Raw genomic sequence first — 19,701 nt, forward strand, 5'->3', positions numbered from 1 at the left:
GCCCCTGCTCGCGAATGGATGCTTGACCCAAAGCCTTGGTTCAGGTTCACGCCTGCGACAAGCTTCGGCCGCAGGGGCGACCTCCCACAATGGGCTGGGTTGCGTCTTTTGCAGAACAGGCCTCCTGCAGAGATTTCGCGGCGACGTTCAAACGCCCAGATGCTGCTCCAGCACGCTCGGATCGTCGTGCAGGGCTTGCGACGAGCCTTCAAACACCACCTGGCCTTTGACCAAAATGACGTTACGGTCGGTGATCTGGGTGACGTGTTTCCAGTTTTTGTCCACGATGATGGCGCTGATGCCGCTTTCTTTGATCAGACTGCAAATGCGCCAGATTTCGCGGGCGATCAGCGGGGCCAGGCCCTCGGTGGCTTCGTCCAGGATCAGCACATCGGGGTTGGTCATCAAGGCCCGGCCAATGGTCAGCATTTGCTGTTCACCGCCAGACAGCTGCTGGCCGCCGTGGTTCAGGCGCTCGGTCAGGCGCGGGAAGGTTTCCAACACGCGCTCGTACGTCCAGTCGCGCTGGCCACGGGTGCCTGCACGGGCGGCCATTTTCAGGTTCTCCACCACGCTCAGGTTGCCAAAGATGCCCCGGCCCTCGGGCACATAGGCGATGCCCAGTTGCGCCACTTGAAAGGTGGGGCGGCCGTTCATGGTCTGGCCCTTGATCTGCACGGTGCCGCTTTGCGGCGGCACGATGCCCATGATGGACTTGAGCAGGGTGCTTTTGCCCATGCCGTTGCGGCCCATCAGGCCAATGGTTTCGCCGCGGCCGACAGTGAAGTCGATGCCGCGCAGGATGTGGCTGGCCCCGTAATAGGTTTGCAGGCCTTGGGCGTTGATCAACAACTCGCTCATGTCAGTGTTCCTCACCCAGGTAGGCCGCTTGCACGCCGCTGTCGGCACGCACGACTGGGGGTTTGTCGCTGGCGATCACCTGGCCGTTGACCATCACCGTCAGGTGGTCGGCCAGGGTGAAGATCGCGTCAATGTCGTGTTCCACCAGCATCATGGCGTGGTCTTTTTTCAGGCGCAGCAAGAGCTGCACCATGCTTTCAGCTTCGGCCACGCCCATGCCGGCCAGCGGTTCGTCCAGCAACAAGACCACCGGTTCGGTGGCCAGCGTCATGGCGATCTCCAGCTGGCGTTGCTCGCCGTGGCTGGCCGCGCCGGCGATGGTGTTGCGGCGGTTTTGCAAGCCGGCCAGCTCCATGGCGCGCTCGGCCCGTTCGTTGACGGCCCGCATGTTCGTGGCCTGACTGAGCCAGCCCAGCGGGTTGAAGGGCGAGGGCTGCACGCGAGACTGCGCCGCCAGACGCACGTTGTCCCACACGCTGAAGGTGCGGAAGATGTTGGTCTTCTGGTAACTGCGGCCCAACCGGTGGCGCGAAATTTTCTCGGGTGTCCAGCCGCTGATGTCGTGGCCATTCAGTGTGATCTGGCCCGAGGTGGGTGGCAGGTCGCCCGACAGCAAGTTGGTCAGCGTGGATTTGCCTGCGCCGTTGGGGCCGATCACGGCATGGATGCGCCCGTGCCACAAATCGACGCTGACTTCGTTGACGGCCGCCAAGCCCCCAAAACGCTTGGTCAGCTGGCGGGCCGACAGAAGAACTTGGGCTTCACTCATGGCTTGACTCCTTGCGTGCAAACGCCCGGTTGATCAGGCCCAAAATGCCTTTGGGCGCAAACACGATCAGGGCCACGATGAACAGGCCCATCCACATCTGCCAATGTTTGCCGGTCTTGAACTCTCCCACATCGGGCAAGTCCTTGAAGATGTGCAGCAGCATTTCAAAGCTGAACGCACCGACGATGGCCCCGGCAAAGTTGCCCATGCCGCCCAGGATGACCATCATGATGGCGTGCGCGCTCATGTGAAAGCCCATGAGTTCAGGGTTCACAAAGCCGCTTTGCGCTGCCCACAAATAACCGGCCAAGCCAGCCAGTGCGCCTGCCAGCGTGAAGGCCGCCAGCTTGTGGCTGAAGGTGCCAAAGCCCAGTGCACGCATGCGGTGCTCGTTCACGCGGATGCCCGACAGGGCCCGGCCAAAGGGGCTCCACAGCAGTCGGCGCAAGAAGGCATACACACACACCAGGCAGGCCAGCGTGAAGTAATAAAACACCTGTTTGTTTTCAAGGTCGATCAGCACGGCATCGGGCTTGAAGTTCAAGAAGATGCCGTCCGAGCCGCCCAGCGCCTTGTTGTCAAAGAACAGGAAAAACACCATTTGCGCAAAGGCCATGGTGACCATGATGAAGTAGATGCCGTGCGTGCGCACCACCAGAAAACCGATGACGAGCGCGGCCAGCGCCGAAGCACCCACCGCCAGCGGCAAGCTGGTATACAGGCTTGCAGGCGTGTCTTGTGGGGTCAGGAAGGCCAGCGCGTAACCGGCGATGCCAAAGTAGGCCGCATGACCCAAAGACACCAGGCCGGTGACGCCTTGCAGCAAATCGAGGCTCATGGCAAAGATGGCCAGGATCATCATGCGGTTGACCATGTCGATGTAGAAGTTGCTGCCGACAAAGGGGAAGGCCAGCAGGGCCACGAGGCCCAGCACGAGCAGCAACTGCACGCTGCGCGGCAGGATTTCCAGATGGGTTTGGGGGGCGCTCATGAAGATCTCACTGTTTGAAAAGGCCTTCGGGCTTGTACAAAAGCACCGCGGCCATGAGCACATACACCAGCATGCCCGAAATTTGAGGCAACAAAACTTTGCCGAAAGTGTCGACCAGTCCGACCAAAAGCGCTGCGATCAGTGCGCCGCGCACCGAGCCGATACCGCCAATGACCACGACCACAAAGCACATGATCAGCACTTGGCCGCCCATATTGGGGTAGACGCTGGAAATTGGAGCGGCAATCATGCCGGCAATGGATGCCAGGCCCACGCCCAGCGCAAACACCACCGCGTGGATCAGGCTGATGTTCACACCCAGCGCTTCGGTCATTTCGTGGTTGAAAGCACCGGCGCGGATCTTCATGCCCAGCCGGGTTTTAGAGATCAGCAAATACAGGCCAAGCGCCAGCACCAGGCACACGCCCGACATGAACAGGCGGTAGACCGGGTAAGACAGCGTATCGGTCAAGGCAATGGAGGCCGATAGCGCTTCGGGAATCTGCACGCCGTGCACGTCGTCGCCCCAGAGCATGGAACGCATTTCTTCAAACACGTAGATCAGGCCAAAGGTCAGCAACACCTGGTCCAGGTGGTCACGGTGGTAGAAGTGTTTGAACAGGAGCTTTTCGAGCAAGAGGCCAAACACCACCGACAGCACAGTGCCCACGATGATGGCCAGTGTGAAACTGCCCAGCATGCTCGACAAGGACCAGGCCAGAAAAGCGCCCAGCATGTAAAAACTGCCGTGGGCCAAATTGACCACGCCCATGATGCCGAAGATCAGCGTGAGGCCAGCGGCCAGCATGAACAGCAGCAGCCCGTACTGGACGCTGTTGAGCAGCTGGATCAAAAAGTTTACGAAGTCCATCAGGTCGGTGCCCAAAGCAAGGGGGTCAAAGGAGTCAAAGGGAAATGCTTGTGAAAACGGCGGAACAGGTCCGCCGTTGGGTTCTCACTCAGTCGCTCGGCCTGTTGCAGACCGGGCGACTTGGGCGCTTACATGCGGCAGCCGGCACCCGAGTCGGCCAGTGCCTTGGCGGCAACGCCGATCACCTTGTTCTCTTTGTTGGAGACTTCGCGCAGGTAGATGTCTTGCACCGGGTTGTGCGACTTGCTCATGGTCCACTTGCCGCGCGGGCTGTCGATTACGGCCACTTCCATGGCCTTGATCATGGCGGATTTCTTGCTGACATCGCCTTGCACCGCGTTGGCGCCTTGCACCAGCAGCAAACCGGTGTCGTAGCCTTGCACGGCATACACATCGGGCTGCAACTTGAAGGTCTTGGCATAGTTCAGGCGGAACTCCTTGTTGCGCTTGGTCTCGATGCCGTCACCGTAGTGCAGTGTGGTCAGCACGCCATCGGCTGCGGGGCCTGCGGCGTCCAGCACGCCTTCGGTCAGGAAGCCCGAGCCATACAGCGGAATCTTGCCCTTGAGGCCCGCGGCTGCGTAGTCCTTGAGGAACTTGGCGGCACCGCCACCGGCAAAGAAGCAGGCCACGGCATCGGGCTTGAGTGCGGCGATTTCGGTCAGCAGCGCCTGGAACTCGACGTTGGGGAAGGGCAGACCCAGCTCTTTGACGATGGTGCCACCGGCCTTGGTGTAGCTTTCCTTGAAGCCTTCGTAGGCTTCGTCGCCAGCGGCGTATTTCCAGGTGATCCAGACCGCCTTTTTGTGGCCGCGTTTGACCATGGCCTCGCCCAGCGCCATGGTGGGCTGGCTGTTGGAGAAGCTGGTGCGGAACACGTTGGGGGCGCACTGGGCGCGGGTGGCGATGTGCACGCCAGCGTTGGGGATCAGGGTGATGACGCCGCTGTCGCGGGCCACTTTGTGGATGCCCATCTGCACACCGGAGTGGACAGTGCCAATCAACACATCGACCTTGTCGCGCTGCACCAGTTTGTTGGCGTTCTCGATGGCCTTGGACGGCTCGGATTCGTCATCGACCTTGAACCACTCGATCTCGCGACCGCCGAGCTTGCCGCCTTGCTCGTTGATGGCCATGCGCACGCCGTTTTCAATGGCTACGCCCAGCTGGGCAAAGGTGCCGGTGTAGGGCAGCATGAAGCCGACGCGGATCTTGCCGCTTTGGGCCAGGGCACTTTGGGGCAGCATCAGGCCGGCGGATGTGGTGCCCAAAAGGGCCGCACCTTGTGTCAGCAGCTGGCGGCGGGATGTGACGGAATCGGTCATGGGATGTCTCCGGGTTGAAAATCTTGTACTGGCCATGCGCTCTGCATATGCTGTGATGGGCATTGGACGGAGCTGAATGGCCTACTTTTTATGCAGTATATTGCCTAAATTGCCGCCTGTAACTTAGGTGAATTCCCTATGAACTGAAGTGTGGTGCACAAAAATACCATCTCAGCGCACGCAGACATAGCGGATGTCGGCGCCATGAATCTCGTCGGCCGTTCGCACCGGAGAGGGATGGGGCATTTCAGGGGCCCAGATGCGTTCTTTGCTCAGGGCCCACAGACCCTTGGCCGCATTGATGCCACCATTCCAGTCACCCAGTTCACTCAAAAACACGTATTCCCCCGGGGTGGGCAGGCGTGCCTGGATGCTTTGACAGGCGTGTTCGGCTTTGCGAGGGGCGCTGACTTCGCCGATTGGCGCACCGGGTGAGCCGAGCAATTGGAGTTTTTGCCCCCGATAAGTCACCATGGAGGGGAAGTGGGTCTTTTGAAATTGCTGGAAGGCTTGCGAGGCAATGGTGTGCATTACCGATTCGGGCAAGCCTCGCGCCTGGAAATTGAAAGTTTGACCTTTGTCGGTTTCAAAGTGCAGTGCGGCCACCACTTCGCCTTTGCATCCTGGGCTGTAGGAATAGCTGCCCCAGGCCACGGCATTGAGACCTTTGAGCAGGCTGGCATCCAGATAGCCTTGGCGTTTTTGGTTGCGCAATTCGCGCACCAGCTCATTGAGGGGGGCTGGGTTGAAAAAGCTGATGTGCCGGGTTTTGGGGTGAACTTCGTCGTAGATCCGGTCGAGTGCGGCTTTGAAACTGCTTTCCAGCAGCATGTCCATGCCAAAGCCACTGGTCGCTTGCCTGCGGCCTTGCTGAATCAGCTTGTCCACGGTTTCCAGCAACTCCACCGATTGCTTGGGGTCTGCTCCGCCTTGCAATAAAGCACCGAGTTCACGTGAGAACTCTTGGGCTTGCTGTGCCCGGGATTGACCATACGCATCTTGGTACTGGCATAAATCCTGACCCCGGATGAAGGGTATGGTGGGCCACAAGCTCAGTTCCGGGAGGTGATCGGCCCGGCTCGTGATGTTCAGCAACATCAGACTGACAAAAATCCCGATGTAACGCACACGCCACTCCTGCCGCTAATATTTTTCAGTATAGCGGAGTTAATGCTTATTTCGTGAATTTATCAATTTTGGGCGCGCATGTTGAACTGACGCACACCCAAAGCATCCATTTGTCGTTGTTCGTATTGGTTGACTTCACGCTGAACGGCTTTGAGGTCTTGTTCTTCCAGTGCCCGCATTTTTTGCAGTTCCATCTCGGCCAGCTGGCGCTTTTTGCGCAATTGGGTGACTTGGGCCTCGGCTTTGCTGATGTCGAGCACCACGCGGTGTTGCAAGTTGAGCAACTGGGCCATGAACTGGCGCTGGTTCATGCTCGCTTGCATGCCCATGACTTCGGTTTGGCCTTGTTGCTCTTTCAGGCGGTATTCATCGTACAAGCGGCAAAGCCGCTGGTGGCTGGCATTGAGCTGGTCCACGCGGGCCATCGCCGCAGCCAGCTCGGTTTGGGTCTGAGTGACTTCGTCGCTGGCTTTTTTGACCAAGGCAGGCCAGCAGTTTCGGGCTTGTCGCATACGGTGGTCCTTAGGTTCAGCCAGCCATCAGGGCTTGGAGTTCCTGGCGGGTGGTCGCCACATCCATGTTGGTGTGCATGTCTTGTTGCAAGAACTTTTCCATGGTCTGGCGCAAGCGGATGGCCTGATCGAGTTCGGCGTTGCTGCCCATTTCGTAGGCACCCACCTGGATCAGGTCCTGGTTTTGCTGGTAAAGCGACCACAAGCGCCTGAAGCGGTTGGATTGTTTGAGGTCTTCCGGACTGAGCAGGTTTTGCATCACCCGCGAGATCGAGCCGTTCAGGTCAATCGCCGGGTAGTGGGCCGCATCGGCCAGCTTGCGCGAGAGCATGACCTGGCCGTCGAGCGAGGCGCGTGCGATGTCCACGATGGGGTCGTTGGCGTCGTCGCCTTCGGCCAGCACGGTGTAGATGGCGGTGATCGACCCAAAACCGTGGCGGCCAACACCGGCGCGCTCGATCAGGTTGGGCAGCAGGGCAAACACCGAAGGCGGGTAGCCCTTGGCCGTGGGCGGCTCGCCAATTGACAGGCCGATTTCGCGCTGGGCGTGGGCCACGCGGGTCAGGCTGTCCACCAGCATCAACACGTCTTTCCCCTGGTCGCGGAAGTATTCAGCGATCACATGCGTCATGTGCGTGGCTTTGAGGCGCAGCACGGGCGACACGTTGGCGGGCGCTGCTACCAGCACCGATTTGGCCAGGCCCTCAGGCCCCAGGGTTTCTTCGATGAAGGCTTGCACTTCGCGGCCGCGCTCGCCGATCAGGCCGATCACGACCACATCGGCTTCGGTGAAGCGGGTCATCATGCCCAGCAACACGCTTTTGCCCACGCCGGAGCCGGCCACCAGACCCAGGCGTTGGCCGCGCCCGATGGTCAGCACGCCGTTGATGGCTTTGACACCCACGTCGAGGATCTGGTTGATGGGGCCGCGCTCCATGGGGTTGAGTGGGCGGCCAAGCAAGCTGAGTACGTCGGGGCAGTTGGGCGCTGGCTTGCCGTCCAGCGGCTGGCCACGGCCGTCGATGATGCGGCCCAACAAATCGGGGCCCAGGTTCACGTTGGATGAATGGCTAAGCACCGTCACGCGCGCGCCGGGGCCGATGCCGTTGGGCTCGGTGAACGGCATCAGGTACAGCGTGTCGTCGTTGAAGCCGACCACTTCGGCCTCGACCCGGTGGCCGGTGGGGTCGAGCACTTCGCAGCAAGCGCCCAGGGGGGCCATCAGGCCACGGGTTTCTAGGCGCATGCCCACCGAGCGCACCAAGGTGCCGCTGCGGCGGGGCTCTGGCGCATGCAGGTCGGCCATCATCTGGCTGACTTCGGCGTCGAAATTCATCATGCCTGGTCCTCTTGTGGACTGTCAGCCGCAGGCTCGCTGATGTCGATGTCGCCATGGGTGTTGTCAGCGTTTTGGCTGTGCGCACTGTCTTGGGTGTCCAGCACATCGACCACATCCGGGGTCTGGCGGCTCCAGTCGCGGCGCGGGGTGTCGGCGGGCATGGCCTCGACCGTGTCCTTGACCAGACTGGACTTTTGCATCCAGGCTTCGGGCTGGGCCAACAGGCGGCGGGCCAGGGGCTCCAGGCGGTGCTCGATCAGGTCTTGCACCACGGTGTCTTGTACTTGCACCTTGACGCTGCCTGGTCGCAGCAGCGCGTCGGCTTCCAGGCTCAGGTGGCCCGTGACCGACTCGCCCATGGCTTTGAGGCGGATCAGGTCTTCAGGGTTGACGCTGACGTGCACCGGTTCGACCGCGTGGTCGAGTTGCTGGATGCAGGCCTGGATCAGGCCATGTACGGCCTGACCGGACAGTTGCAGCTCGGCGCGCACCAGTTGTTCGGCGATGTGCAGCGACAGGCGCTTGAGCGGTTCAAAAAACCGCTGTGGGTCTTGGCTGATGCTGCGCAACTCGATACCCAAATGGCGAATGAGCTCACGTTCTTTGCTGCGTTCACTTTCAAATTCGGCTTGCACTTGGGCTTGCCCCTCCAGCAGGCCACGCTCGTAGGCTTCGTCGCGCAATTGGTTGAGTGCCGCCTCGGTCCAGGGCGACTCGGGCTCTGCCAACGCTGTGGGCTCTTCGGTGGCCTCAGGTGCGGCTTCGGTGTCTGTGGCCTCTTGTGCAGCGGCAAGTGCAGATGCAAGTGCAGCGGCTTCGGTCATCAAACCTTCGGTCGGCTCGACTTTTTCGGCCACACGCCACGGACCAAACGAGCGGGCGGAGGCCTCGTCCCACTGGGTGCGCAAGAAGCGGGGGGCCTCGGCCTTGCTGTTGAGCAAGGGGTTGGTACTCCAGGGGGCAGGCTTTTCGTTCAGGTCAGACAAAGCCATCGCCGCCTCCTGCCAACACCAGCTCGCCCGCATCGGACAGCTTGCGTGCCAGACGCATGACGTTCTTTTGTGCTTCTTCCACTTCAGTGATGCGCAGCGGGCCCTTGCTTTCCATGTCGTCCACAAACATGACGCGGGCACGGGCCGACATGTTGTCGAGGAACTTGTCCTTGACGAAGTCGGGTGCACCTTTGAGGGCCACCATCAACAGGTCGGGTTCGGCCGTGCGCATGATCGCCTGGATACCCCGGTTGTCCACACCCACCAGGTTTTCGAAGGTGAACATGTTGTCCTGGATCTTTTGCATCAACTCGCCGTCGATCTGTGACAGGCCCGACATGATCGAGGACTCGAGTTCGACCTTGACCGAGTTCATGATCTGGGCAGCGGCCTTGACGCCACCGAAGCTGGACGATTTGGACGAAGAGTTCGTGGCGAACTGTTTCATCATGATCTGCTCCAGCTCTTCCATGGCCGACGGTTGCACCGTCTCCAGGCTGGCAATGCGTTGGATGATTTCCGGGCGTGATTCGCCAGGCAAGAAGTTCAGCACATCAGCGGCCACGGTGTATTCGAGCACCGACAAGATGATGGCCACCACCTGCGGGTGTTCACCGCGGATCATCTCTGCGATCGAACGGGCATCCATCCATTTCAGAATTTCGAGGCCTTTGCTGCCCTGGCCCGGCATGATGCGGCTGAGCACCGATGCGGCTTTGTCTTCGCCCAAGGCGCGCTTGAGCACTTTCTCGACATAGTCGCCCGTGCCCAAACCCAGGCTGGTTTGCTTTTTCAGCATGGTCACAAATTCGTCCAGAACAATGTTCACCGCTTCTTGCGACAGGTCAGACACAGAGACCATGGCGGCACCCAGAGACTGCACTTCCTTGGGGTTCATGAAGCGGATGATCTCAGAGGCTTGTTGCTCACCCAAAAGCAGCATCAACACAGCAGCACGCTGTGTGCTGGTCAGCTCGGCCAGTTCTTTGGCCAGCTCTTCGGTCATGTTGATGGCGTTATCGCCCAGCAGGGCGGGGGCTGCGTCTTTAGCGTCTTTGGGCTTGTCGGCTTTCGCGTCTTTGTCGTCGGGTTTTTTGGTGGCCATGGTGTTTGTTCCTGAAAGGCGTTAGCTGGACTTGATCATGCCCTTGAGCACGTTGGCCACACGGCCCGAGTCTTCGGCGACCAGCATGCGGATGAGCGCCACTTTATCGTCATAGGTGTTGGCCGTGTCCAGCATGTCCATGGAGATGCTCGACTTCTTGGGCTTGAGTTTGGCCTTGATTTCTTCCAGGCTCTCGCCTTCGCCAATCTGGATCATGCGCATATCGTCTTCGCTCAACTCGCCATCGCTCAACGCGGCCTTGGCTTGGTCGTCGTCGGTGGTCGCATCGCTGGCGTACATGTTGCGCATGATGGGGCGAACCACGATCAGCATGAAGACAATGAAACTGATGGCCAACAAGCCGCCTTTGATGCCGGTTTGCACCGCATCTTCCAGATACCAAGGGATGGTTTCCAGCGCAGAGGCGGGCTCGAACTTGGCGGGCACCACCGAGACGTTGTCGCCGCGCTGCTGGTCGAAACCCACCACGCCGCGCACCACCTGCAGCATTTGCTCCAGCTCTTGCGGTGTGTAGGCTTGTGTGGTCGGGGCATTGGGCACCACGGGGGCGTCTTTGGCGGGAGGCGGTGCAGGGCGCTCGTTCACCACCACCGCCACGCTGACTTTCATGATGCCGCCTGTGGCGTTGCGCACATGGCGCACGGTGCGGTCGAGCTCAAAGTTGCGGGTCGATCGGCTGCTGAGTTTGTTGCCCGATTCGCCTTGGCCTTTGTTGCCATCCACCTGGGTGGAGTTGGATGTCGTCGGATCTGCGGGTGGCGAGTTGGCCAAAGCACCCGGAATGCCTTCGGCAGCCCGGCTGGCAGCGCGGTCTTCGGCCAGCACTTCCGAGCGGGTGCGGGGGCCTTTGTCGCGGTTGTCAAAGTCTTCGGTCGTGCTTTCGATCTGGGTGAAGTCGAGCGTCAGGTTCACCTGTGAGCGCACGTTGGCCTCACCCACCATGGGGGCCAAAATTTGCATCACGCGGTTGCGGTACACCTCTTCGAGTTGTTGCTTGTGCTGCTCTTGGGCCGAAGTCAAACCGAGTTTTTGCTCGGTGGCCGACTCGGTCATGAGCTTGCCCACGTTGTCGACCACAGTCACATGGTCAGGCGCCAGATAAGGCACGCTGGACGAGACCAAATGCACGATGGCCTGCACTTGCGAGGCCGACACGGCACGGCCAGGGTAGGGGGCCAGCACCACAGAAGCCTTGGGTGGCGTGCGGTCACGCACAAAAACGCTTTGCTTGGGGGTGGCCAGGTGCACGCGGGCGCTTTGCACGCTGCCAATTTGCATGATGCTGCGGGCCAGCTCTTGTTCCATCGCGGCATTCACCTTGACCTGTTCCATGAACTGGCTGGTGGTCATGGACGACTGTTCTTTCAGGCCGTCCAGGCCTGTGGCTCCGGCTTTGGGCAAACCTTGCGAGGCCAGAAAAATCCGGGCTTCGTGAAAGCGCTGGCTGGGCACGGTCAGTTGGCCTGTGGCCGGGTCGATTTTGGGGCTGAAGTCTGCGGTCTTGAGCGATTCAAAGGCTTTTTGCTGATCGGCTTCTTGCAAGCCGGGCATCACCGGGCGGTAGGGCGTGGCCTGCATCCAGGCATAAACCAAACCAAAGATGACCAGCACCGCCAGCATGACGATCAGTGGCAACACCCGTCGCACGGCGGGTTGGTTGATCACGTTTTTGAAGGTGTCGGCCATGCCCTCTGTGCGCCAGGGGCTGAGCATGCTGCCCACGCTTGTGGCGTTGGTGGTGCCGTTGCCATTGGCCCCCGGGGCGTTGGCCAAAGCCGTGCTGCCGGAGCCGTTGGCTGGCAAGTTGGCCGGGGTGTTGTTGGACGCTTGTGGCGAGGTCATCAAGCCGGTGTTCATGGATGCGGTTGCTGTGGCCATGTTTATTCTTCTTCAGTTAAGAGGGTCAGACCGGCATGTTCAAAATTTCTTCGTAGGCCTTGAGTACTTTGTTGCGTACTTGCAAGGTGGCTTCAAAGGCCAGCGAAGATTTCTGCATGCCCAGCACCACGTCGGTCAGCGCAATGTTTTCGCCACGGTCAAAGGCGTCGCGCATTTCCGAAGATTGGACTTGCAGGTTGTTGACTTGCCCGAGCGCGCCCGAGACCAAATCGGAAAAACCTGTTTTCTGGACGCCGCCTGCAGCACCGTTCAGTTCGGTTGCACCGGGCATGCCCGCTGCTTTGCCCGAGGCTTCGGCCTGGTGGCTGCGCAGGGTTTGCAGCATCGACTGGATGCTGGCAGGAGAGATGGCTTTGTCGATCATGCGTGTCTCCTTCAGTAAGCGACGCTGGCCATGCCCAAGCCGTGCTCGCGCAGCTGGGCCATCTTGTAACGCAAGGTGCGTGGGCTGATGCCCAGGCGCTTGGCGGCTTCTGTTTTGCTGGGTGTGCTGGCCAATGTGGCCATGATCACCTGGTGTTCGTTCATGCGGGCCGCGCTGTGCAGGTCGGTGGGCAAGCTGTCAGCCTCTTGGGCGGTGTCTTGCTCTTGCAGGCCCAGGTTGTCTTTGGCCGCTGCCATGAATTGTTCAAAATGGGCCACGGACTTCGTCTCGTCCAGCAGGGGGGCCGCCTGGGCGGTCACCAAAGCAGGTGCCTGTGCCGGGACGCTGGTGGTCAACCAGTCGTCAAACATGAGGTGTGCGGGCGTGACCACATGGTCGGTGCACAGCACCATGGCGCGGCGCATCACGTTTTCCAGCTCGCGCACATTGCCAGGCCAAGGGTATTGCAGCAGCTGCATCTGGGCTTGCGGGTGCAGTTGCCAAGGCTTCTTGTCGTGTTGTAGCAGGCACTGCATGGCCAACGGAATGATGTCGCCGGGGCGCTCGGCCAGGGGCAGCAAGCGCATGCGGAACGTGGCGATGCGGTAGTACAGGTCTTCGCGGAACTCGCGGTCGATGATGGCTTTTTTCAGGTCTTTGTTGGTGGCGGCCACGATGCGAACGTTCAATGCAATCACGCTTTGGCCACCCAGGCGGGTGAGTTGGCGCTCTTGCAGCACACGCAGCAGTTTGCTTTGCAGGTGCATGGGCATCTCGCCGATTTCGTCCAAAAACAAGGTGCCGCCTTGGGCTTGCTCGAACAAACCCTTTTGCTCACGGTGAGCGCCAGTGAAGGCCCCTTTTTCGTGACCAAACAGCATGTCTTCGATCAGGTTTTCCGGCATGGCGGCGCAGTTCAGCGCCACAAACGGGCCTTGCGCGCGACCCGAGGCTTCGTGCAGCACGCGTGCCAGCACCTCTTTGCCCGAGCCGGTGGGGCCCACCAGCAAAGCAGTCACATCGGCCTGGGCCACCTTTTGGGCCAAGGCCAGCAGGTGCTGGCTGGCCGGGTCCACAAACACCACGCTGCGCACCGGTTGCGGCGTGCTGCGGGCGGCTGTGGGGTTGAGCTGGTTTTGCAGTCGCTGCCAAGAGGCGGTGCGCACGTCTTGCGCGGCCAGCACGGTCAAAGCGCCTGCTTGGGTGGCTTCAACGGCCAGGTCCAATTCGTGGCGGTCAACGCGGCAGACCAAGGGGGTGCTCAAGCCGGCGTCTTGCAAAAGTTGTTGAACGGCTTTGAGCCGAGTCACGTCCAAAGCGAGGTGCAACACCACCATGGCCGCATCGGCGGCATGGGCCAGCAAGTGGTCCAGTGTGTTCACGGGCATCACAGCCCAGCCGCTGACCTGCAAGGCATGGCTGTGCTCGGGGCTCAGGGCTGCTTCGGGGTCCAGCCAAAGGGCCAGAGGGGTGGAATGGGGTTGTGACTTCACGGTGTTGGTCTCAGGTTCAGATGAAACCAACTAAGCAACCCCCGTGCCAGATAGAAAAATACCTTTTAAAGTATTTAAATATCGGAAAATGAATACTTTAATAGTTTATTAAATATGGTTATTTTGACACTTTGCTTGACGGAAGATTGACAGCGGCCGACTCAGCGAACCACTGACGTGTCCTTGGGCTGGAAGACGTGGCAAAACCGCCCATCCACACGCAACACCTCCAGCGAAGGCAAAAGGCGCGACTGAAAGCCCATGGCTTTGCAGGCATAAGGTGCAGAAGGAACGTGGCTGATGGCAAAGAACCGGCACTGCCAACAATTGGGGCCGCGTTCTTGTGCAGGGCTTGAAGGTGTCGTGTGCATCAACCACACCCCAGCCGTAAACAAATGGATGGCACAACCAAGCAGGCTTCATCCGCCCAGCCCGGCATTTGTGTTTTCAACATGTCACAGCTTCAGTGACGCAGAAGTTCCAGCACATCGGTCAGGTTCAGATTGGCTTGCGCCAACACTGCGGTGTGCGGGTTTTGCATCAAGCCTTGGCCCGTCAACTGGCTGTTGGCTTGGGCGCATATCGACATCAAAAATTGGCGGGTGCTTTCTGGCGTGTGCTGGGCAATCGGGGACATGTCGTTTCCTGGCGCGTTCGTGAGCTGAAAATTGGCTGAATGGAACAAATACCCAGGGCGTGCAACACGACAGGACATGCGGGGGCGTGTCAACAAAACGTCGTCTTCCAATGAGCCGGAGGCTTGCCTTTAATCTGAGCAAAAGCTGTGCCAGTGAGGGGGTATTGACGCGAAAAAAAACCTGCAAACCCGTTCGGATTTACAGGTGCGCGGTCAACGCGACAAAGTGGCTTAGCCTTGCAACAGCTTCATGACCGACTGGGGTTGTTGGTTGGCTTGCGCCAGCATGGCGGTGGCTGCTTGCGAGATGATCTGCGTGCGCGCCAGCTCGCTGGACGCCTTGGCGTAATCGGCATCCATGATGCGGCTGCGCGACTCGGAGGTGTTTTGCGAAATATTGGTCAAGTTGTCAACGGCATAAGTGATGCGGTTGATGATGGCACCAATGCCGGCTCGCTCGGTGTTCAGACGGTTGATCGCCACATCCACCTGCTCGATGGCCGCATTGGCGCTGGAGTTGGTCGTGATTTTTGTGTCTTTGATGTTGGTCAGGGCACCGTCTTTGTTGACCGGGTTCAGTACAACGCCACCGGCTGCAGGTGCTGTCGCGAATGTCAAAACACCATCTTGTGACGAGACCGTTTGACCCAAATCTGCGGACAGCTTGGTTGCCATATTGGCCGCAATGGTTTTGAGCATGGTGTCAGGTTCGCCGCTCAGCAAGTCGTTGCCTGAAACGGTGTAGCTGGAGGTGACCGCGCCCACTGTCACGGAGAGTTTGTCGCCAACAGAAAAGCCGCCAGTCAAAGTCAGATCTGATGCCGCCAGCGTGGCAACGCCTGTGGATTCCTGGAAGCCCATGGCGCCGATGGTGTGTGTGATGACCTGGCCTTCGTTGCTGCCCACCTGGAAACGGAAGCGGCCCACTTGGTCGGCATCGTTTTTGAATGCGCCATTCAGGATGTCCATGCCGTTCCACTGCGTGTCGCGGGTGATGCGGTTGACTTCGGTTTTGAGTTGCTGAAACTCCAGATCCAGATAGCCACGGTCGTTTTCGGTGTAGGTGTCGTTGGACGATTGAACCGACAACTCGCGCATGCGCTGGAGCATGTTGGTCATCTCGACCATGGCACCTTCTGTGGTTTGCAGCATCGAGACCGAGTCATTGCCGTTGCGAACGGCTTGGTCCAACCCGCGAATTTGCGAGGTCATGCGCGAAGAAATCGCCAAGCCTGCGGCGTCGTCGGCCGCGCTGTTGATGCGCTTGCCGGTCGACAGTTGTTCCATGGCGGAAGACAGTTCGCGGTTGTTCTTGACCATCGCATTTTGCGAGACCAGCGACTTGATGTTGGTGTTGATAACGGTCATGGCAGTGAGTCCTTAACGTTGAATAGGGGGCTGTAGAAGTTTTGAAGTCAGCGCGGGTGCATCAATGCATCTGGCGCGAAGCTTCAACCGGCAATTGATCGGAAACGAGGTCTTGCAAAGACAGCAGTTCTTCGCGCAGCAAATCGTCTTGAGGGTGTTGGGTCAATGCCTGCTGGGCGGCCAGCATGGCTTTGCCTGGCTCGCACTGGCAACGCAGCACACGAATCAGGTGACGCCAGGTGAAGGGTGTGGCGGCATCGCCTTGGGTCTCAACCAGTTTGCGCAGCATGTCTTCGGCGGTGGTCCAGTCTTGCTGGATCTCGGCCAGCAAAGCGCTGATGGCCAAGATGTCTTCGCTTTCTGGGTACAGGCTTTGACCTGCAGCGGCCAATGCGTTGGCCAGATCAATTCGGTTGGCGGCCACCAGATCGGCCAAAGTCTGGCGAATCTCGCCGGCCGAAAACTGCGACACATCGCGCATGCTGAGCATTTGGCCGGAAACGGCTTGTGACAGCATGGCTTGGTAAAGGGATGTCATGTACAGGTCTCCTGAAAAGGGGGTGTCAAAATTTCGGTGGCACGACGCCAAAACCGAGGATGACCCTTTTAAGCAAACCGCGTGCCAGCATTTCTTTAGCCGATTTCTGAATTTATTTGCAAATAAATCCATGGAAATCGAAAAATTTCCAATCCTTTGGACCGCAAAAACGGTGAAAACTGTTTTTTAAAAGAAATCTGCCCGATGTCACTGTCGGTCCAGCGGCAATCCATTGCCTAAGGACGACAGCCTGCCGGGGCCAGGGGCGCGCTGTTGGCGCATGCGATTGACTTCAAGCGAGGTCGTCTTTGTGCAGCACAGCGTCAACGCAGAAAAGCGTGAACGGTGGAGAGCGTTGCAGACGCTTCATGGCGGGCAACAAGCAACACCCTGTCATGGGAAGAGCAGGTCAAACAAAAAGAGGGTTTCGTGTCCGGCGTGCGGCGGGAAGTGGTGAGCGCGGGTATTGGATGCCCAAAGCAGACAAGACCATGCCCTGTCCGGGGCTGGTCTCGTTTGTTCAAGCGATTATGTTGGCCGGCCCCACAGTCACCAAGGCGGCCGATCTGTTGCGGGCACCCCTGAATCGGGGCTGCCCCTCGGTGGCCTCAGGCCGCCTTGAGCGCAGGCTTGACGTCCACACGCTGCAAAGCATTGAACTCTTCGAGCAACAACTTGTCTTGGGGGTGCGATGCCAGGCCCTGCGCAGCAGCGGTCAGTGCGCGGGCATCATCGCCTTGGCAGCGCAACACGCGCACCCATTGGCCCCAGGTCACGGCCTGAGCGGCGTGGCCTTGCAGCTTGATGAGTTTTTCAAGTGCGGCGCTGGCGGCGGCCCAGTCTTGGCGCACCTGGGTGACCAGGGCGCGGATGACCAGAATGTCTTCGCTTTGCGGAAAGCGCAGCAGCGCCTCATGGGACAACAAATCGGCCTCGGTCAAGCGACTTTGACCAACCAGGTCGGCAATGGATTGCCGGATTTTGGCGGGGCTGAGCTCTTGTGTAGCGCTGGCGAGCAGTGCCGAGTAAGACGTTTTAGCCAAAAAGGCGGGGGCGGCATGCAGCATGAAGGCTCCTTGTTTTCTTGGCGGAGGCAGAAAATTGCCGCCGCATGGATTCATTGCAGAAAAGCAAGGTGCATGCCATATGTGACTACTGTCACCCACATTCTTGAGCGCTTCGAATTACATTTCAGAAATTTCCAGGGGGTTTGCGATAAACATGGTGTTCGACTCAATAAGGCAACGAGCCAATTTGATCCGAGGTAAACGCTTGCATCTGATCTGAAGTCAAGGCGTCGAGGGTTGCCGTGTTGAGTGCTTTGACCTGGGCTGTAGTCAAGGCAGCGATGGCGGCGGTGGACAGGTGTTTGATTTGAGCGGTACTCAGGGCGGCCACATCGGTGGTCTCCATCAAGGCGATCTGATCGCTGGAGAGCTTGCTCAGCTGATCAGAGGTCAGGGCGCGCACTTGGGCGGTGGTCAGCGCCTTGAGGTCGTCGCTGGCCATAGCATTGATTTGCACGGAGGTCAAAGAGGCGACTTGGCCAGTGCTCAAAGCGGCGACTTGGGCGGTGGACAGACCCACGATCTGGGTGGTGGTCAATTTGCTGACCTGGTCGGTGCTCAGGGCTCGTACCTGCGCGGAGCTCAGCGAAGGCAGCTGGGCGCTGGTCAGGGCATTGAGCTGAGCAGAGGTCAAAGCGGCGACTTGGTCGCTGCTCAGGGACTTGAGCTGAGCAGAGGTCAAGGCGGTGACCTGCACAGAAGTCAGCTGAGCGAGCTGTGCGGTGCCGAGCTTGCTCAGTTGGGCGGTGCTCAGGACGGCCAGATCGGCTGTCTCGATGGCGGCGACCTGTGCGCTGGTCAAGGCATTGATGGAGGCCGTGGTCAGTGCTTTGGCTTGAGCGGTGGTCAAAGCGGCGATGGCGGCGGTGGACAGGTGGCTGATCTGAGCGGTGCTGATGGCGGCGATGTCATCGGTGGCCATCAGGGCGATCTGATCGCTGGAGAGCTTGCTCAGCTGATCAGAGGTCAGGGCGCGCACTTGGGCGGTGGTCAGCGCCTTGAGGTCGTCGCTGGCCATGGCATTGATTTGCACGGAGGTCAAAGAGGCGACTTGGCCAGTGCTCAAAGCGGCGACTTGGGCGGTGGACAGACCCACGATCTGGGTGGTGGTCAATTTGCTGACCTGGTCGGTGCTCAGGGCTCGCACCTGTGCGGAGCTCAGCGAAGGCAGCTGGGCGCTGGTCAGGGCATTGAGCTGGGCAGAGGTCAAAGCGGCGACTTGGTCGCTGCTCAGGGACTTGAGCTGAGCAGAGGTCAAGGCGGTGACCTGCACAGAAGTCAGCTGAGCGAGCTGTGCGGTGCCGAGCTTGCTCAGTTGGGCGGTGCTCAGGACGGCCAGATCGGCTGTCTCGATGGCGGCGACCTGTGCGCTGGTCAAGGCATTGATGGAGGCCGTGGTCAGTGCTTTGGCTTGAGCGGTGGTCAAAGCGGCGATGGCGGCGGTGGACAGGTGGCTGATCTGAGCGGTGCTGATGGCGGCGATGTCATCGGTGGCCATCAGGGCGATCTGATCGCTGGAGAGCTTGCTCAGCTGATCAGAGGTCAGGGCGCGCACTTGGGCGGTGGTCAGCGCCTTGAGGTCGTCGCTGGCCATGGCATTGATTTGCACGGAGGTCAAAGAGGCGACTTGGCCAGTGCTCAAAGCGGCGACTTGGGCGGTGGACAGACCCACGATCTGGGTGGTGGTCAATTTGCTGACCTGGTCGGTGCTCAGGGCGTTGATGTCCGCTGTCTCGATGGCCGCAATGTGAGCGCTACCCAGACTGTTGAGTTGGGCTGAGGTGAGCACCCTAATTTGCAAGGTAGACAGAGCTTTGATGCTCGCTGTTGACAGGCTGGAGAATTGCTGTGTATTAAGGCCGACCAATTGATCTGTCGTCAGTGCCTGTACCTGCTGTGTGCTGAGGTTGGCAATGACGCTGGTTTTAAAGCTGTTGAGTTGCACTGAAGACAAGCTGGCCATGTCTTTGCTGTCAAAAAAACCCAAGTGTTGGCTGGTGAAAGAACTCAATTGCGAGGTGGTGAGTCCTTGAACTTGCGTGGGGCTGAGCAAAGAACTTTTATTGCCGTAGACGAGCAGTCCATCAGAAAATTTACTGCCATCAAATGCGCTGATTTGACCACTGGTCAAAACCACAAAGTCTTGTGCTTCGATGGCACTGATTTGTGTGCTGCTCAGCGCTGCAATTTGATCAGTGGACAACAGTGCGACATCTGAGGTGGACAGATTTTTGATCTGGCTGGTGGTCAGGTGAGGAATTTGACTGGCAGATAAAAAACTGATGGATGACATGATGTGACCTCTGAGTGATGTCGAGAATCCGGAACTCAGCAACGTGGCCGTGCAATGTCCCCGATGGGTGCGAAAAAATGGACTTGGGTATTGGTTTTTGTCGCAACTGGCGTGTCCAAACCGTTTTG

Annotated in this window: 19 protein-coding genes; all 19 read right to left on the reverse strand. The window is 59.3% G+C overall.

The features are described 5' to 3' along the window. Window positions 1–147: 147 nt before the first annotated feature. The 19 genes from B9Z33_RS08765 to B9Z33_RS08850 all read right to left on the reverse strand — a co-directional run bounded on the left by B9Z33_RS08765 (window position 148) and on the right by B9Z33_RS08850 (window position 19,573). Window positions 148–861: an ABC transporter ATP-binding protein gene (locus tag B9Z33_RS08765; RefSeq protein WP_108286622.1), complete on the reverse strand. Its 714-nt coding sequence runs from the start codon at window positions 859–861 to the stop codon at window positions 148–150. 1 nt (window position 862) lies between these two features. Then, window positions 863–1,630, reverse strand: a complete 768-nt coding sequence (locus B9Z33_RS08770) for an ABC transporter ATP-binding protein (protein WP_108286623.1) — start codon at window positions 1,628–1,630, stop codon at window positions 863–865. Continuing rightward, window positions 1,623–2,621 (reverse strand): branched-chain amino acid ABC transporter permease, encoded by a 999-nt coding sequence (locus B9Z33_RS08775; protein ID WP_108286624.1) that lies wholly within the window; start codon window positions 2,619–2,621, stop codon window positions 1,623–1,625. The genes B9Z33_RS08770 and B9Z33_RS08775 overlap by 8 nt, the downstream gene beginning before the upstream one ends. A 7-nt stretch (window positions 2,622–2,628) precedes the next feature. Then, window positions 2,629–3,492, reverse strand: coding sequence for a branched-chain amino acid ABC transporter permease (locus B9Z33_RS08780; protein WP_108287071.1), 864 nt, complete (start codon window positions 3,490–3,492; stop codon window positions 2,629–2,631). A 128-nt stretch (window positions 3,493–3,620) separates the two neighbouring features. Next, entirely contained in the window at window positions 3,621–4,817 is a 1,197-nt protein-coding gene (locus B9Z33_RS08785; RefSeq protein ID WP_108286625.1) for an ABC transporter substrate-binding protein, read from the reverse strand. Window positions 4,818–4,988: 171 nt separating this feature from the next. Next, window positions 4,989–5,945, reverse strand: coding sequence for a hypothetical protein (locus B9Z33_RS08790; protein ID WP_146183846.1), 957 nt, complete (start codon window positions 5,943–5,945; stop codon window positions 4,989–4,991). Window positions 5,946–6,007: 62 nt separating this feature from the next. Continuing rightward, window positions 6,008–6,457, reverse strand: a complete 450-nt coding sequence (locus tag B9Z33_RS08795) for a flagellar export protein FliJ (protein ID WP_108286627.1) — start codon at window positions 6,455–6,457, stop codon at window positions 6,008–6,010. Between the two features lie 16 nt (window positions 6,458–6,473). After that, window positions 6,474–7,796, reverse strand: coding sequence for a FliI/YscN family ATPase (locus tag B9Z33_RS08800; RefSeq protein WP_233252774.1), 1,323 nt, complete (start codon window positions 7,794–7,796; stop codon window positions 6,474–6,476). Beyond that, window positions 7,793–8,788, reverse strand: a complete 996-nt coding sequence (locus tag B9Z33_RS08805) for a FliH/SctL family protein (RefSeq protein ID WP_158270197.1) — start codon at window positions 8,786–8,788, stop codon at window positions 7,793–7,795. The genes B9Z33_RS08800 and B9Z33_RS08805 overlap by 4 nt, the downstream gene beginning before the upstream one ends. Continuing rightward, window positions 8,775–9,893, reverse strand: a complete 1,119-nt coding sequence (gene fliG, locus B9Z33_RS08810) for a flagellar motor switch protein FliG (RefSeq protein ID WP_108286630.1) — start codon at window positions 9,891–9,893, stop codon at window positions 8,775–8,777. Before fliG ends, B9Z33_RS08805 begins: the two co-directional genes overlap by 14 nt. Before the next feature lie 21 nt (window positions 9,894–9,914). Continuing rightward, window positions 9,915–11,792 carry a flagellar basal-body MS-ring/collar protein FliF gene (gene fliF, locus B9Z33_RS08815; protein ID WP_233252775.1) on the reverse strand — a complete coding sequence of 626 codons (1,878 nt, stop codon included), beginning with the start codon at window positions 11,790–11,792 and terminating at the stop codon, window positions 9,915–9,917. A gap of 25 nt (window positions 11,793–11,817) precedes the next feature. Then, window positions 11,818–12,177, reverse strand: a complete 360-nt coding sequence (gene fliE, locus B9Z33_RS08820) for a flagellar hook-basal body complex protein FliE (RefSeq protein WP_108286631.1) — start codon at window positions 12,175–12,177, stop codon at window positions 11,818–11,820. 11 nt (window positions 12,178–12,188) lie between these two features. After that, window positions 12,189–13,670, reverse strand: coding sequence for a sigma-54-dependent Fis family transcriptional regulator (locus B9Z33_RS08825; protein WP_108287073.1), 1,482 nt, complete (start codon window positions 13,668–13,670; stop codon window positions 12,189–12,191). A 161-nt stretch (window positions 13,671–13,831) separates the two neighbouring features. Next, the gene (locus B9Z33_RS08830) at window positions 13,832–14,041 is read right to left on the reverse strand and encodes a hypothetical protein (RefSeq protein WP_108286632.1); all 210 of its coding nucleotides are present in this window, start codon (window positions 14,039–14,041) and stop codon (window positions 13,832–13,834) included. Window positions 14,042–14,133: 92 nt separating this feature from the next. Continuing rightward, window positions 14,134–14,307, reverse strand: a complete 174-nt coding sequence (locus B9Z33_RS15535) for a hypothetical protein (protein WP_158270198.1) — start codon at window positions 14,305–14,307, stop codon at window positions 14,134–14,136. A 231-nt stretch (window positions 14,308–14,538) separates the two neighbouring features. Beyond that, window positions 14,539–15,675, reverse strand: coding sequence for a flagellin (locus tag B9Z33_RS08835; RefSeq protein WP_108286633.1), 1,137 nt, complete (start codon window positions 15,673–15,675; stop codon window positions 14,539–14,541). Window positions 15,676–15,736: 61 nt separating this feature from the next. Continuing rightward, window positions 15,737–16,213 carry a tetratricopeptide repeat protein gene (locus tag B9Z33_RS08840; protein WP_108286634.1) on the reverse strand — a complete coding sequence of 159 codons (477 nt, stop codon included), beginning with the start codon at window positions 16,211–16,213 and terminating at the stop codon, window positions 15,737–15,739. Between the two features lie 608 nt (window positions 16,214–16,821). After that, window positions 16,822–17,280 (reverse strand): hypothetical protein, encoded by a 459-nt coding sequence (locus B9Z33_RS08845; RefSeq protein WP_108286635.1) that lies wholly within the window; start codon window positions 17,278–17,280, stop codon window positions 16,822–16,824. A 166-nt stretch (window positions 17,281–17,446) separates the two neighbouring features. Then, window positions 17,447–19,573 (reverse strand): hypothetical protein, encoded by a 2,127-nt coding sequence (locus B9Z33_RS08850; RefSeq protein ID WP_108286636.1) that lies wholly within the window; start codon window positions 19,571–19,573, stop codon window positions 17,447–17,449. Window positions 19,574–19,701: the final 128 nt, after the last annotated feature.

The sequence above is a fragment of the Limnohabitans sp. T6-20 genome (assembly GCF_003063505.1).
Taxonomy (GTDB): Bacteria; Pseudomonadota; Gammaproteobacteria; order Burkholderiales; family Burkholderiaceae_C; genus Limnohabitans_A.

Coding starts and splice junctions, on each gene's coding strand:
- B9Z33_RS08765 (WP_108286622.1), bottom strand. CDS start 861: ATGAGCGAGTTGTTGATCAACGCCCAAGGCCTGCAAACCTATTACGGG.
- B9Z33_RS08770 (WP_108286623.1), bottom strand. CDS start 1,630: ATGAGTGAAGCCCAAGTTCTTCTGTCGGCCCGCCAGCTGACCAAGCGT.
- B9Z33_RS08775 (WP_108286624.1), bottom strand. CDS start 2,621: ATGAGCGCCCCCCAAACCCATCTGGAAATCCTGCCGCGCAGCGTGCAG.
- B9Z33_RS08780 (WP_108287071.1), bottom strand. CDS start 3,492: ATGGACTTCGTAAACTTTTTGATCCAGCTGCTCAACAGCGTCCAGTAC.
- B9Z33_RS08785 (WP_108286625.1), bottom strand. CDS start 4,817: ATGACCGATTCCGTCACATCCCGCCGCCAGCTGCTGACACAAGGTGCG.
- B9Z33_RS08795 (WP_108286627.1), bottom strand. CDS start 6,457: ATGCGACAAGCCCGAAACTGCTGGCCTGCCTTGGTCAAAAAAGCCAGC.
- B9Z33_RS08800 (WP_233252774.1), bottom strand. CDS start 7,796: ATGATGAATTTCGACGCCGAAGTCAGCCAGATGATGGCCGACCTGCAT.
- B9Z33_RS08805 (WP_158270197.1), bottom strand. CDS start 8,788: ATGGCTTTGTCTGACCTGAACGAAAAGCCTGCCCCCTGGAGTACCAAC.
- fliG (WP_108286630.1), bottom strand. CDS start 9,893: ATGGCCACCAAAAAACCCGACGACAAAGACGCGAAAGCCGACAAGCCC.
- fliF (WP_233252775.1), bottom strand. CDS start 11,792: ATGGCCACAGCAACCGCATCCATGAACACCGGCTTGATGACCTCGCCA.
- fliE (WP_108286631.1), bottom strand. CDS start 12,177: ATGATCGACAAAGCCATCTCTCCTGCCAGCATCCAGTCGATGCTGCAA.
- B9Z33_RS08830 (WP_108286632.1), bottom strand. CDS start 14,041: ATGCACACGACACCTTCAAGCCCTGCACAAGAACGCGGCCCCAATTGT.
- B9Z33_RS15535 (WP_158270198.1), bottom strand. CDS start 14,307: ATGTCCCCGATTGCCCAGCACACGCCAGAAAGCACCCGCCAATTTTTG.
- B9Z33_RS08835 (WP_108286633.1), bottom strand. CDS start 15,675: ATGACCGTTATCAACACCAACATCAAGTCGCTGGTCTCGCAAAATGCG.
- B9Z33_RS08840 (WP_108286634.1), bottom strand. CDS start 16,213: ATGACATCCCTTTACCAAGCCATGCTGTCACAAGCCGTTTCCGGCCAA.
- B9Z33_RS08845 (WP_108286635.1), bottom strand. CDS start 17,280: ATGCTGCATGCCGCCCCCGCCTTTTTGGCTAAAACGTCTTACTCGGCA.
- B9Z33_RS08850 (WP_108286636.1), bottom strand. CDS start 19,573: ATGTCATCCATCAGTTTTTTATCTGCCAGTCAAATTCCTCACCTGACC.